The organism is Pseudomonas sp. KH_017, from assembly GCF_057840285.1.
The window spans coordinates 2,663,807-2,676,882 of sequence record NZ_CM174509.1 but is presented as its reverse complement, the minus strand read 5'-3'; the positions used below and the strand labels follow the sequence as shown (position 1 = coordinate 2,676,882).

Here is a 13,076-nt window from a genome sequence, read left to right as displayed (position 1 = left end):
ATGCATTCGCCGCCATTGCTCGCCCTGGCGCTGCTGTCTGCCTCCGCGCTCGGCTATGAGGTGCTGCTGCTGCGACTGCTTTCGATCATCCAGTGGCACCATTTCGCCTACATGATGATCAGCGTCGCGCTGCTCGGCTACGGCGCCGCCGGCACCGTCGTGGCGCTGGCGCGGCCTGTCCTGGCACCGCGCTTCCACAGCGTGTTCATCGGTGGCGCGGTGCTGTTCGGGCTGAGCGCCATCGTCTGCTTCAGCCTGGCCCAGCAGGTTCCGTTCAATCCCCTCGAGATCCTCTGGGACGCGCGGCAGTCGGCGCGCCTGCTGCTGATCTACCTGCTGCTGTTCGTGCCGTTCTTCTGCGCGGCGGTGTGCATCTGCCTGACCTTCACCTGCTTTCAGGAACAGATTCATCGGATCTACGCCTTCGACATTCTCGGCGCTGGCGTGGGCAGCCTGGCGATCGTCGTCGCGCTGTTCGCCCTGACGCCCGTCGATGCGCTGCGGCTGCTGGGCGGCACCGGCATCGCCGCCGGGGCGCTGGCCGCCATGGCTTACACGGGGTATCGGCACTGGCTCGCGCCGTTGCTGCTGGCGGCGGCAGTCGCGGTGCCGGCCGGCGTACCCGAGCGCTGGATCGCCCTGTCGCCCTCCGAGTACAAGGAACTGAGCCAGACCCTGCGTATCAAGGATGCGCGCGCAATCGCCCAGACCTGGAGTCCGCTGGGCCTGCTCACGGTCGTCGACAGCCCGACCATTCCTCTGCGCCACGCGCCGGGCCTGAGCCTCAACGCGACGCAGGAACCGCCCGCACAACTGGCCATTTTCACCGACGGCGAAGGCCTTTCCGTGCTGAACCGCTATGACGGGCGCCGCGAACCGCTCGCCTACCTGGACTACCTGACCTCGGCTCTGCCCTATCACCTGCTGCGCCAACCCCGCGTGCTGGTGCTGGGCAGTGGCGCCGGTGCCGATGTGCTGCAGGCGATCTACCACGGCGCCAGCGCGGTGGATGCCATCGAACTGAACCCACAGGTGATCGATCTGGTCCAGCGCCGCTTCGCCGACTTCTCCGGCAAGCCGTACAGCGCGCCCAACGTCCGTGTGCTGATCGGCGAGGCGCGCGGCCTGGTGGCTTCGCGCGGCGAGCCTTACGACCTGATCCAGATCGCCCTGCTGGACTCCTTCGGCACCGCCTCGGGCGGCCTGCATGCGCTGTCCGAGAACTACCTGTACACGGTGGATGCCTTCGCCGAGTACCTGCGCCATCTCGCGCCCGGCGGCCTGTTGGCCATCACCCGCTGGGTCACCCTGCCGCCCCGCGATGTTCCCAGGCTGCTGGCCACCGCGGCCGCGGCCATCGAGCGCGACGGGCAGGCCAGCGCGGCGCGCCGCATCGTCATGATCCGCGGCTGGAAGACCGCGACGCTGCTGGTCAGCAACAGGGATTTCGACGACGCCGGCATCGCCGTGCTGCGGGAGTTCTGCCGGGCGCGCTCCTTCGACCTGGCCTACTACCCCGGGATGACCGTGGCCGAGGCGAACCGCTACAACCTGCTCGACCGGCCCTGGTTCTTCGAAGCGGCGCAGGCCCTGCTGTCCGGCGAACGCGCGCAGTTCCTGGCACGCTACAAGTTCGACGTGCGTCCGACCATGGATGACCGGCCGTATTTCTTCCACTTCTTCAAGTGGCGCTCGCTACCGGAACTGCTGGCGCTGAAGGAGCAGGGCGGCCTGTCAATGCTGGAGTGGGGCTATCCGGTGCTGATCGCCACGCTGCTGCAGTCCAGCGTGGCCGCCGTGCTGCTGATCCTGGCGCCGCTCTGGGTGGCGCGGCGGCGCCAGCGGCGCTCTCGAAGTGCGGCTTTGGCCAGGCTCGAACTTCGGGTCGTGTCCTACTTCGCCGCCATCGGCTTCGCCTTCATGTTCGTGGAAATCGCCTTCATCCAGAAGTTCACCCTTTTCCTCAGCCACCCGTTGTATTCGGTGGCGGTAACGCTCAGCGCGTTCTTGATCTTCGCGGGCCTCGGCAGCCGTTACTCCGGCCGGCGGCGGGGGGACATTGGAACGGGTGTGGGGCCCCGTCATCCGCTCGCGCGGCCAGTCCTGGCGATCTGCGTGATCGCCCTGCTCTACCTGATCGCCCTGCCCCCGTTGTTCCAGCTGCTGGCGCCGGTGGGGACCCTCGCCAGGTTCGGCATCTGCGCCGCGCTGGTAGCGCCGCTGGCGTTCGCCATGGGCATGCCGTTTCCGCTCGGACTCGGGCGCGTCTCCGCACGCGCTGAAGCACTGGTGCCGATCGCCTGGGCCGTCAACGCCAGCGTATCGGTGGTGGCGGCCGTGCTGGCGACCCTGCTGGCGATCCACCTGGGCTTCACCGTGGTGTTGCTGCTGGCGTTGCTGCTGTATCTCGCAGCGGCGGTCATGTTTCCCTGATCGCGGCCGTTCGCAGCGAAACATCAACAGACCCTGGCGAGACGAATGGCCTGTTGGAACGCCACTTGCCGCAGTTCGCACGTCTCGCTATGTCGATCAGCGAGGGTGACGCCTTTCCTGCTTCGAAGCTGAACATTTGAAAATATGGACGTGTGCGTCATGCCAAAGATGAGAGGTTCCGTGCCGCAAGCAATTGGTTTTGGCCGACGCAGTCGAGCCGTCAGAGGTGGCGTTCATCCCATAGCTGCCGGTGGTGACTGGCAGAAACCAGCCAAAAGCGGCCCTTGGGCGAACTATAAGTCCATCAACTTCTGCATTAACTAAAGTTCGGCTCGGTCAACACATTGAGCCCTGACTGGCGCAATCGCATGCGAAAAAGATAATCACGAAGATTTGATGTTTTTTTCAGCCATTGCGCACTTTCGGGCACGCGTTCCAAATAATCGAGCATAGGCGTCAGGATGGCGTCCGCCATGCTGTAGTCCGCCCCGCAGAAAAATTGCTGCCCGTCCAATTGCTTCGCCAGCAGCCCAAGTGTCTGGATAGCCATTGGCTCGGCGGTAGCCACCGCTTCTCTATCGATAGGGCGTGACGGCTGCGCAGGTGAAACCAGCAATAAAAGATAACGACGTATCAGTCGATCATCGGCATACATCGCCAAGGCAGCGGACCACTGATCAACCTTTACCTTCTGGGCCAAGTCAGCGGGCCTTGGAGAAGTATGCGCAAAGGCTTCATCCAGGTAGCGGCAAATGGTGGTTGTTTCAATTACGCTCCGCTCTCCATGCAGTAAAACCGGGACCTTGCCAAAAGGGTGCAGTGCCTTGTGTTCAGGGCTGTGGAGCGTGATCGTTTTACCATCCACCTGCATCCCGTGTGTGTAATCCAGCGCTTTCTCTTCGCAGTAAAGTCTGACACTACGTACGAAGGTGCTAAATCCAGGTCCCAGTATGTGCAATCTCATGTGTAGCTCCTTGAGGGAAGAGTCGGCAATTCTGGTCGGTATGACTTTATGTTCAAGAACATAAAGTCCCGTTTTGTCATACTCCATCTCACGCTTTACCAAGGAGAAGACGAATGCCCTGGCCTGCTACACAGCGCGCAACCACTCGACAGATGATTCTGGATAGCGCCGCGCGACTCTTCGCACTGGAAGGTTTCGAAAAAGTCAGTATCGACTCAATTATGGAGAGTGCGGGATTGACCCGGGGGGCCTTCTATAGTCACTTCGCATCCAAAACGGAGCTTTACACCGAAGCTATTAGAAATGCCGCGAATGCGGGGGGCGCGATACTCGAAGAGGCTGGTAAAGATGGTTTGCAGCAGGTAGTGAAAGACTATCTCCGCATGGACCATCGGGATGCAAGCCGCATGCACTGTCCGTTAGCCTTCATGGTCAATGATGCTGCTCAGCAGGACGGAGCCATCCAGGAAAGCTACACCCAAGTGCTCGCAGCTTTCATCACACGTCTAGAGTCCGGGCTGAAATCGACGACAGAGACGAATACACGCCAGCATGCTCTGCAAATTGCCGTAGGGATGATTGGTGGCTTGGCACTCGCTCGTGCTGTGGCCGATGACCAATTGGCGCAAGAGATTCTCACAGCCTGTCAACAGGGATGTTTGCAGCTCGTTGAGCCATGACATGCCATAACAAACAACGAAACGACCGCTTTGGTCGTTTTCCGTCCTTCACGACAGGCAGCAAACGGCCGATTCTGTTGAAAAAGTCGGTTCGCCCAAACAGCCTGGTCATTGACTGGTTAAAACGCCTTTTTTGCACACTGCTACGTGAAATCTGAGTCCGGAAGCCGCTGCCGAAAGTAAAGATTTCAATCTCGGACGCATACTTTTCTGCTGCGGAAACCATGGTCGACTTTTTCAACAGAATCGGCCAGAAGCGGACAGTCACTTTGATTCGCCTCCAGCGATGGACAGCCCCTCGGTTACCTCAGTTTGAACGCTGGTTTATCGCCGGATTGGCGCACTTCTACAACAACAATATAGCTTCATGAAATCCATCGAATTCTGAGCGTGTCGGGCTTAACATGGACGTCGGTTCAACAGGAGGGCTGCAATGGATCTGAAGTTCAGTCACGTAGATGTACTGGTCAATAATCTCGACGAAGCCTGTGCTTACTACGCACAGATACTTAATGCCAGGATCTCCAAAACGCTCGTCTGGGAACGAGGTGGTCTGCACGTACGCTACGCGATTGCGCTGATCGGTCAAGAGCGTTTCATGTTGGTACAGCCATTGGCGGGGAACCTGAGGGAGCTATTAGACTCCTCGGGAGAAGGGATGATTTATCGCCACTGCTATTCGACGCCGGACATCGAGAAGGCCTACGACGAACTGATGGTCGCCGGTGTTCAGCCAGAAGACGAAAACGGAAAGCCATTGACCCGCGCGAACCTGCAATCCCCGTCCGGGACACGCATTATCTGGTTGCCAAAGCGCTTCGGGCACTTCTCTATCGAAATCCTGGAAGACAAGGCGTTAGAGGCATTTGTAGAAGCTGCATTTTCCTGAGTGATGCGGCGATGAACGTCTGCTATCGGCCCAGAGTGTGTAAAAACGCTCATTGCCTCATCGTCTTGGATCTTCGATGTTCGTTGGCTGAGCGATCGCCCGGTCAAAGCTGCGGGTCGCATCGGTAGCGACCTGGAACACGTCAACGCTGTTTTTACAGCCTCTGGGATGGGCCAAAATCAGTCTTTTTAGGACGACAGCGCCTTCATCAAACTGTGAGCACCGATGATCTTCATGACCCGTTTCAAGTTGTAGGCGAGCACGTTCAAGCTCATATCCCCGCTCACCCCGGCGAGTTTTCGCGTCAGGAGACTCGTTGAGCTGGATTTCAATGACCTGTAACTCTTTCATCTGAGCTTTGAGCTTTGAGCTTGTCGATTTTCTCTTGCAGATGAGTAGTCTTGGGCTTCTCGTACCAGCCGTCGGCTCAACTGAATGCGGTTGAGATAGCCGTAGATATAGATCTTCAGCAGGATCGCAGGGTGGTAAGCAGGACGGCCTGTGTCAGCGGGAATAGCGCCGTCAAAACCCAAGGAGAGCAAGTTGAGTTCGTCGACGAAAACGTCGACTACACGCACTGGATTGGTGTCGCTGACGTAATCGTCGAGGCTCTCGGGAAGCAAGGTGCCTTGACCCCGATGTTCACCTTGAATAAAGCGCTTCATGGGCGATCCTTGCGGTGAAATCCTCAGAAATCATAGCAAGGGTTTTCGGGCTGGATAGATACTCAATCGTAGACTTATTGAACCAGCTGCCGGATCCCTAGAGACAAAATCAAACCACCGCATAATCGATCAATAGCTTTTTTCCTCCTTCGATACGCTGAAGCGATCTCAGGTTGCGAAAGAGCGATTGCGACCACTCCATACCAAGTCATCGAAACCACCACTACGACTGCCAGCATCGACAAAAACGTGCTTGGTGAAACGTGGGTGGGGGCTGCCGCTGAGAAAATAGCGGCATAGAAGGCCATGGATTTAGGGTTGCCAATGTTCGTAACGACCCCCTGAATGAATGACTGCCGAAAGTTTCCGACGACAGCATTATTACAGGGGGCAAGCGCGCTCTTCCCGGCCTTGAGCAGCAGTCGGAATCCAAACCACATCAGATAGGCTGCCCCCAGAACTTTTACGATCAGCGCCGCCCAAGGGAACGCAGCAAATACAACGCCGATACCTGCGATTGCACAGGTGGCCCAGAATAAGTTGACCAATACGATGCCTGCTACCAAGGCCAAAGCTTCTGACCGCGAAGCAGCTACCGCTTTGTGGACTACTGCAACGAAATTTGGCCCTGGAATAACGACACCGGCCAGGTAAACCAAAAAGACTGTCAAAACGGCGGGACCATCGATCATCTGCATTCCTTGCGAGTGTTGTGGCTAGGGACGGTCTTTCAGATCAAGGCCTCCCGCGGACTCAACGTACAACGAAATAATAATTCGATACAGGGCTTTTGAGCGTAGTTGTGTTTTTACACGCTCTCGGCCAAAAGCAGTCGGTGACGATTGCAAAGACTCCATTAAAAATGGAGTTCTGTCGATTAGTACCGATAGGTAGCCTGCACTGAAACTCCATTCGCACTATTGTCATATTTGGCACTGTATTCCGGTTGAAGACCGGAGTTGTTCGACTGCGTTACTGATACTTTGGAATCCCAGAGATAACCATAAGCAAAGTCTATCGTCAGATCGGCATCCGGCGAATAAGCACCGCCCAGGGTCACGGCCTGGCGATTCCCTACCGGAACGCGCACGCTGCGATCGGCATTCCTGACAGGCGACGGATCATAGGCGTAGCCTGCGCGCAGCAGCCATTGTTGGTTCAATTGATAGGACGCGCCAATTGCGGTGGCCCAAGTGTCACGCCAGTTCATTTCTTCGGTCACACTTCCCAGGCCAGCCGCCTGGCCCAGGGGGGAAAGACCGCTGTTGACTGCCTCGACCTTCTTGATCCGGCTCCAACGTTTCCAGGTGGTCCCCAGGTAACCCGTCCAGCGACTATTGAAATGATGGGTGATGGACGTGTCCACGGATTCGGGCATAGTGAGATCTATCTTGTTGTCATACTTTCCGTCCAGCGGGATAACACTCGGGGAACCGGAAATCTCAGTATGTCCTTCGAGTTCATAGTCCACCTTCGAGTGATAGTTAATTCCCCAACTGGTAGCCTCAGTAAAGTCAACCAGGATGCCGACGTTGTAGCCAAGTGCCGTGTCATCCCCTTTGATAGTAACCAGTGTGTCCTCGCCGTTGTTCAGGGCGCCGGTGGCCAGGTAATTCTGAAGCTTTGCATTGAAACGGTTCAGGGTCGGTCCGCCACCAATGGACACGTAATCATTGATCCGATAGGCAATGGTGGGCTGCAGGGTTATTTCCTTTGTCGTGCTATAGGAACCATGGTAGCGGCCCTGAAAAGAGCCCTCGTAATCATTGATCAGGCCACTCGGAGCATAGAGGCCCAGACCAATCGAAAGACGATCATCAAGCGGCGTCGACATATAGGCGAAGGGCACAACCCCCAAAGGGACCGAGTCCCCTTTATTCGTTCCTGAGGTACTGCTCTGTGCATCACTAATGTCGTCGCTCACCGAGACGACCGCGGCTCCGCCGGAAATCTCACTACGCTTCAACTTGGTCAAGCCCGCTGGATTTCCAAAGATGGTGCTGGCGTCCAACGCGGAAGACGACCTTCCCGCATAAGCAGTTCCCGCACTGCTTGCACTCTGTTCATTAAGGGCAATGCCATTGGCGCCCGCGGTTGTTGAGGCGGTGAGTATTGCAATGGCGCCGGTAAACTTGATCCAGGCAGCACTTGCTCGCGGAGCGGAGAAATAAGGAATCGCACGGCCATTCAGTTTCATTTTCCACCTCTTTATTATTTTTTTGATTGCACGCAGGCAAGGCTTCGCCTTCCTGTGCACTTGTCAGTGCCAGTTGAAGTTGACCGAAGTTGTGTAAAGCCTTGGCGGAACAGCACCAAAGCATGTTTGCCAGGCTTACGGTGGCAAATTCGGGCTCATTTGAGCCATTCCACTTGAAAGCTGTAGCGACCCAGAAGGCGGGCCAGGTTTTCCTCATCGGCCCCGGCCCGTATGCATGCGACTAGCCCACGACGACCATCCTGCACCACGTCTACCGCAATCTCCTGCAGACACAGGCGCTCCACTTCCTGCTGGACTACCCTGGCAATCTCGCGCTGCTGCAAGGCAGGCTTGAATATCTTGCCCACGGCAGTCAGTGGCAACGTTTCGAGGATTTCAATGCGTTTGGGAACTGCAGCCCGCTCGCTGATGTTGAGTTGAGCGAACGACTCAAGTTCTTCAGCGTTGCAGGTGTGCCCGGGGCGCAGTTGAACGTAGGCGACCGGCACCTCGCCCGAATAGGCGTCGGGGCTGCCGATCGCAGCGGCCAGGGCGACGGCGGGATGCGCCTGCAGTGCCTCCTCGATCTGCTTGGGATCGATATTGTGGCCGCCGCGGATGATCAACTCTTTCTTGCGTCCGGTCAGCCAGAAGTAACCCTGTGCATCCTGGCGACCCAAATCGCCCGTATTCAGCCAGCGCTGGCCGTCGATATCGATCCAGAGGCCCTGGTTATGACGCTCCTCCAGATAGCCTTCGAAGAGATTCGGACCACTGATCGTGATGAGGCCGGTCTCATCCACATCAGCGTCGCGCAGGTACTCTCCAGAGTCATCGAGCAAGACCGCGCGCATATTCTGGTAGGCGATCCGTATCCCGATGGAGCCGATACGGCGCTCGCCATGGGGTGGATTGATTGAGGAGACGCAGGCGCCCTCAGTAAGACCGTAACCTTCAAGGATCTTTACCCCGGTCCGGCGCTCGAACTCTCGGGAAAGCTCAGCCGGCATGGGTGCGGCGCCACACATTGCAAAGCGAAGACTGGACAGGTCGCGGCCCTGCCATTCATTTTGCAGAAGTGCTGCATAGACAGTTGGCACGCCGGAGAAGAGGTTGATACCGAAGTGCTCGACCATCTCCCAGAATCGTGGGATCACCCCCTCGCCGCGATACCCCTGAGGCGTCCCGAGGATCACATGGTCGCCTTGAGTCCAAGGCATCAGTCCAGTAACCAGTTGGCCGTTGACATGAAATAGCGGCAGGCCACAAAAGATAACCTGACCACCACTGCGTGGCTGCAAATGAGCGGACACAGCCCATGCATTGAATACTTCCGAACCATGGGTACGCGCGGCGATCTTGGGGAGCCCGGTGGTGCCGCCAGTACAGATGTAGGAGGAGCAGTCATCCTGGTGGATTTGTCGACCGCTTTTCAGGTGTGTGTGCGGCTGAGCATTCATCAGCGATTGCCAATCGTGGATCGCGATACCCCTGTGTAAGTCTCGCTCCTTCAGTGCCATGGCCTTTAGAGCCCCACGCGCAGGTTCGGCGACATAGGGCTCCATGCTGACCCAAACGACAGACCTGACCGTGGGTAGCTGATCCAGCTGCGAAGCCAGTTTGGGCCACAGATCACTGCCCGCAGTCGGTGCAAGCGTTACCACCACGGATACCTTCGCGGCATTCAGCAAGCCAGCCATCTGCCTGGCCTCGAGCAGAGGATTGATCGCCATGACGATGCCCGCCGCCTCCCCGCCCCATATAGTGAAATGGGTTTCCGGCAGGTTGGGCAGGATGAAGGCCAGCACCTCACCCGGTTTTATGCCCAGGTCATGGAAGGCATTTGCCGCGCGGGTGATATCCGCGAAGAGCTGGGAGTAGTTCCACTCATAGGTGCGCTTGAAATCGACGGCATCGGCGAAGAAGCTTAGCGCCGGTGACTGGGGGGTGCGCTCGGCAGCTTGTCGCAGCGCGTCATAGGTGCTGCAAGCCAGGCCACGCTCCGACAAGGGGACTCGTTCGAGACGTTCGATGTCGTCCAGGGTCTGCACAACCATCAGGCTTCCCCCACGACTCGGTTGCGTTGCACACCGAGGTCGACCACACCATCGGCGCTGCGAATGCGCGCCTCGACCACGTCACCGTGCTTGAGATACTGCGGCCGGCTCTCCTGCGCCTTGAGGAAAAGCTTCCACTTGGTGGCTTCTGGCATCAGGGCCGCAATGCGCTGTTTCGCAGGTGAAGGGATCGTTAGCGCACAGCCCGCGGGAGTGCCGGTAGCGATCAGGTCGCCAGCGGCGAGATCCTGCACTGAGGAGAGTTCGGTAAGGGTTTCAGCCGGACCGTAAACCAGGTTGGCCGTGCTGTCGTTCTGTCGCACCTGGTCGTTGACCGTCAGGCGCAGCTGCAGCTCTTTCAGGTAATGAATGCTCGTGGCATCCAGAAGGCAGAGGTACGGACCGACCGGACCGAAAGTGCGGAAGCTCTTGCCCTTGTAGAACTGCATCTGGGGAATCTGAATGTCACGCGCCGAGTAGTCATTGACAATGACGATGCCTGCAATGAACTCATGCAGATTGGCGTCGGTGATAGAAACAGCGCCGGCGATCGCGCGTTTCATCACAAGCCCCAGTTCAATTTCGTAGTCGAGAAAGCGCACGGTGCGCGGCTTGATCAGGTCGCTGTCAGCCGCTACCAGGCAACTCGTCGCCTTGGTGAAGATCATGTTGAATTTCTTCGCATCCGGGTCCATGCCCGACTCGATCATGTGCTGACGATAGTTGGCGCCCTGGCAGAGGAACTGCTGGTTACGGGTCACTGGCGACAGCAGCTTTACTTCGCCCTCCTCCAGCTCAGGGCCTTTCAGTTGAGCGAGGTCGTCGATACTGTTCTGGCGAATGAAGTCACCGGTGGTTTCGAAAGTACCTGGGACAACCGTGATACGGCCTTGGCGTAGCACGCCCCAATGGATACCGTTCTCGAATTCAAAACGGACTACGTGTACAGCAGACATTGAAGGCACTCCTGGAGCGGCGTTTGTCCCGAGCTCGGTGGCACGAGAACTGAGGTGTTGTTCTGTGGGTGGGCTGGCGATGCTGTAGATCAACGAACCGCCGGCGATCAAAGCGCCGGCTTTGAGCACGTCTCGCCGGCCATACCGAGTAGATTTGCCCGACATGACGGCAGCTCTACCCGAACATCCGCATAAGCGTTATCAACTTGCGAATGGTTAAGTCCGGGCTGCTTCGCAGGTTACGGATCAGTGCTCGCAGACTGATCAAGCTCATCCTGGGTTTTGTGAAACTCTTGGGCATGCGCTGCCCCCACTGCGCCATTGCCTCGGGACTCACGGGATGTATGCCCGTAGGCTGCCTGGCCGTAAAAATATCCCCATCGCAGTAGTGCTCGTGCTTATCACCCCAAGGGTCTTGCCAGTAATCGAAGATCTGACTGCCCAGGATGTGCCGACCGATTCCCCATGAGTGCTCCCAACCCCGCTCTCGCAGGACCCGTTGCCCCATGCCCACCGCGTCTGCATCGACAACTTCATAGGCGCTATGGCTGTAAGTCGCCATGAACCCCTGCGCGATCGCGAGCGTATGGTGATCCGCGGGCGTTTCACCAAGATCAAGGCGCATGAAGGCGACTATGGGGGTGCCGTCGGGCAGTACCTGCACATCGCTGGGAATAAACCCGAAATGCTGGGTATACCAGGCACAGGTCGCTTGGTAGTCAGCCACCTCAATTACGATGTGACCAAGTTTGATTACTTCAGGCGGTGCAATCGGTGGGCGCTGCGTGGCGTTGATTCGCGATTGCTCTTGCGCCAGATTCCAAGGAAGTGGGGCTCTGTGTGCCAGGGTTTTACCTGGAGTCTGGCCACAAACTGCTTCGACGGTAAACCCTGAAGGATCGGTCAGTCTGAGGTAATGCCCGCCGCCAGGATGTGTCGATGTCTCGATCGATGACGCACCTGGAATTTGCGTCAGCTTTTCCAGATCCTTGAGCGATTGCACTGCCAGCCCGAACCCGACAAAGCATGCATTTTCTGCACGCTGGACACGGTAACAATAGGGAGCCGGTTCAGTGCCGCGCAGATAGAGCGTTTCGGCGCTCTGATGACTGACTGTCAGGCCGAAGTCTGTCAGGAAATGCGCCGCCTCATTCAAGTCTGGCCGTTGAAAGATCAGGTGAGTCAGGCCTTGGGCTTTAACCGTCGGTTGCGGATGCCGGACAGGTTGTTGTGTTGCCAACCGGGGCATTTCATTTTTGTTATTCATTGTTCTTGTTTTCCAGTTTTCAGGGCAAAGCGATCCCCGAACCCCTGAAAATTCCAGGGGTGTTTTTTGTTGAGTCGGTTACAGCGCTCAGTCGAGAGGAGGAAGTGCCGGCAACTCTTTGGTTGCCAGCGCTCTAGCCTCCTCGAGAGGCACACCCAATGCCCGCAGCACTAGTTCCGCTGTGTCAGATCCCGATTCGCGCCACGTTCTGTGCCCTTCCAGAACCAGAAAAATCGAGCCCAGGACGCTGCTCGATATCAACGTCAGTACTGAGAGCAATTGCTCCTGCGCAAACGTGTAGCGCCCATTGGAAAGCCCGCTCAGAAGATCCGTAGTCGCTTGGCTGCTGAACATTTCGCGTAACGAAGAATTGCTCATGGCGAATTTATGGATGAACGCTCCCCACTGTGAGTCTTCGTGCGCTCGACGAATGAAGAACCGAATACCATTGGCAAGGCGCTGAGCCGGATCGGAGAGGGAATTGAAGCTCTTGTTGACGCGCTCATGCATCTCCCTCGCGAGATGACTGGCGACCACCTCGAACAGGCTTTCCATGCTGTCGATGTTGCTATAGACCGTTCCGCGCGCCACGCCTGCCTCTTGCGCGAGGTCAAGGATGTTCACTTGGGAGGTGCCTCTCTCGGCGAACAGGCGAAAGGCAGCTTGATGAATGCGGCGCTGTGTTGGATTCAGGGATTCCACGGTTCTCTCTCCAGGATTACCTCATGGATCAATTGAACACTCGTGTTCATTATCAGTCAACAGTATTTTTGAGTGTGTAGGTTTTTCTGCCTGAAATCCCGCCTAAAGCCCAATATTTCGGATGCTTTGATCGATGTCTCCCGACCAGTAAAAGTCCTACACATTGACATAATTGAACACGCGTGTTCAATTATGTCGTATCTCAGGCTCGCCTTATCGGCAAGCATCAAGCCCTGCCCATCGATGGAAGCCTGGCCGACTTTTCA

Annotated in this window: 11 protein-coding genes and 1 pseudogene; 3 read left to right on the top strand and 9 right to left on the bottom strand. The window is 57.3% G+C overall.

Going from position 1 to position 13,076, the window contains the following annotated elements; all coding sequences use genetic code 11:
- Positions 1-2,433 carry a spermidine synthase gene (locus tag AC3IT6_RS12190; RefSeq protein WP_489355785.1) on the top strand — a complete coding sequence of 811 codons (2,433 nt, stop codon included), beginning with the start codon at positions 1-3 and terminating at the stop codon, positions 2,431-2,433.
- A gap of 316 nt (positions 2,434-2,749) precedes the next feature.
- Here the strand turns inward: AC3IT6_RS12190 and AC3IT6_RS12185 are convergent, their stop codons facing one another.
- On the bottom strand, positions 2,750-3,397 hold the full coding sequence (locus AC3IT6_RS12185) for a glutathione S-transferase family protein (protein WP_489355783.1): 648 nt from the start codon (positions 3,395-3,397) through the stop codon (positions 2,750-2,752).
- A gap of 113 nt (positions 3,398-3,510) precedes the next feature.
- Between AC3IT6_RS12185 and AC3IT6_RS12180 the strand changes: the two genes are divergently transcribed.
- The gene (locus AC3IT6_RS12180) at positions 3,511-4,077 is read left to right on the top strand and encodes a TetR/AcrR family transcriptional regulator (protein WP_489355781.1); all 567 of its coding nucleotides are present in this window, start codon (positions 3,511-3,513) and stop codon (positions 4,075-4,077) included.
- 433 nt (positions 4,078-4,510) lie between these two features.
- Positions 4,511-4,966, top strand: a complete 456-nt coding sequence (locus AC3IT6_RS12175) for a VOC family protein (RefSeq protein ID WP_489355779.1) — start codon at positions 4,511-4,513, stop codon at positions 4,964-4,966.
- Between the two features lie 57 nt (positions 4,967-5,023).
- Here AC3IT6_RS12175 and AC3IT6_RS12170 read toward each other — a convergent pair whose 3' ends face one another.
- From AC3IT6_RS12170 to AC3IT6_RS12135, 8 genes and pseudogenes are all read right to left on the bottom strand, one after another.
- Positions 5,024-5,317 carry a hypothetical protein gene (locus AC3IT6_RS12170; RefSeq protein ID WP_489355777.1) on the bottom strand — a complete coding sequence of 98 codons (294 nt, stop codon included), beginning with the start codon at positions 5,315-5,317 and terminating at the stop codon, positions 5,024-5,026.
- Between the two features lie 50 nt (positions 5,318-5,367).
- Positions 5,368-5,631, bottom strand: a pseudogene (locus AC3IT6_RS12165) (transposase); the annotation flags it as partial.
- A 74-nt stretch (positions 5,632-5,705) separates the two neighbouring features.
- Entirely contained in the window at positions 5,706-6,323 is a 618-nt protein-coding gene (locus AC3IT6_RS12160; RefSeq protein ID WP_489355775.1) for a LysE family translocator, read from the bottom strand.
- Between the two features lie 185 nt (positions 6,324-6,508).
- Positions 6,509-7,828 carry an OmpP1/FadL family transporter gene (locus AC3IT6_RS12155; RefSeq protein WP_489355773.1) on the bottom strand — a complete coding sequence of 440 codons (1,320 nt, stop codon included), beginning with the start codon at positions 7,826-7,828 and terminating at the stop codon, positions 6,509-6,511.
- Positions 7,829-7,983: 155 nt separating this feature from the next.
- Positions 7,984-9,885: an acyl-CoA synthetase gene (locus AC3IT6_RS12150; RefSeq protein ID WP_489355771.1), complete on the bottom strand. Its 1,902-nt coding sequence runs from the start codon at positions 9,883-9,885 to the stop codon at positions 7,984-7,986.
- Complete coding sequence (locus AC3IT6_RS12145; protein WP_489355769.1) at positions 9,885-10,841, bottom strand: fumarylacetoacetate hydrolase family protein; 957 nt, start codon at positions 10,839-10,841, stop codon at positions 9,885-9,887. Before AC3IT6_RS12145 ends, AC3IT6_RS12150 begins: the two co-directional genes overlap by 1 nt.
- Positions 10,842-11,016: 175 nt before the next feature.
- Positions 11,017-12,108 carry a VOC family protein gene (locus AC3IT6_RS12140; protein WP_489355767.1) on the bottom strand — a complete coding sequence of 364 codons (1,092 nt, stop codon included), beginning with the start codon at positions 12,106-12,108 and terminating at the stop codon, positions 11,017-11,019.
- Positions 12,109-12,195: 87 nt separating this feature from the next.
- On the bottom strand, positions 12,196-12,810 hold the full coding sequence (locus tag AC3IT6_RS12135) for a TetR/AcrR family transcriptional regulator (RefSeq protein ID WP_489355765.1): 615 nt from the start codon (positions 12,808-12,810) through the stop codon (positions 12,196-12,198).
- Positions 12,811-13,076: the final 266 nt, after the last annotated feature.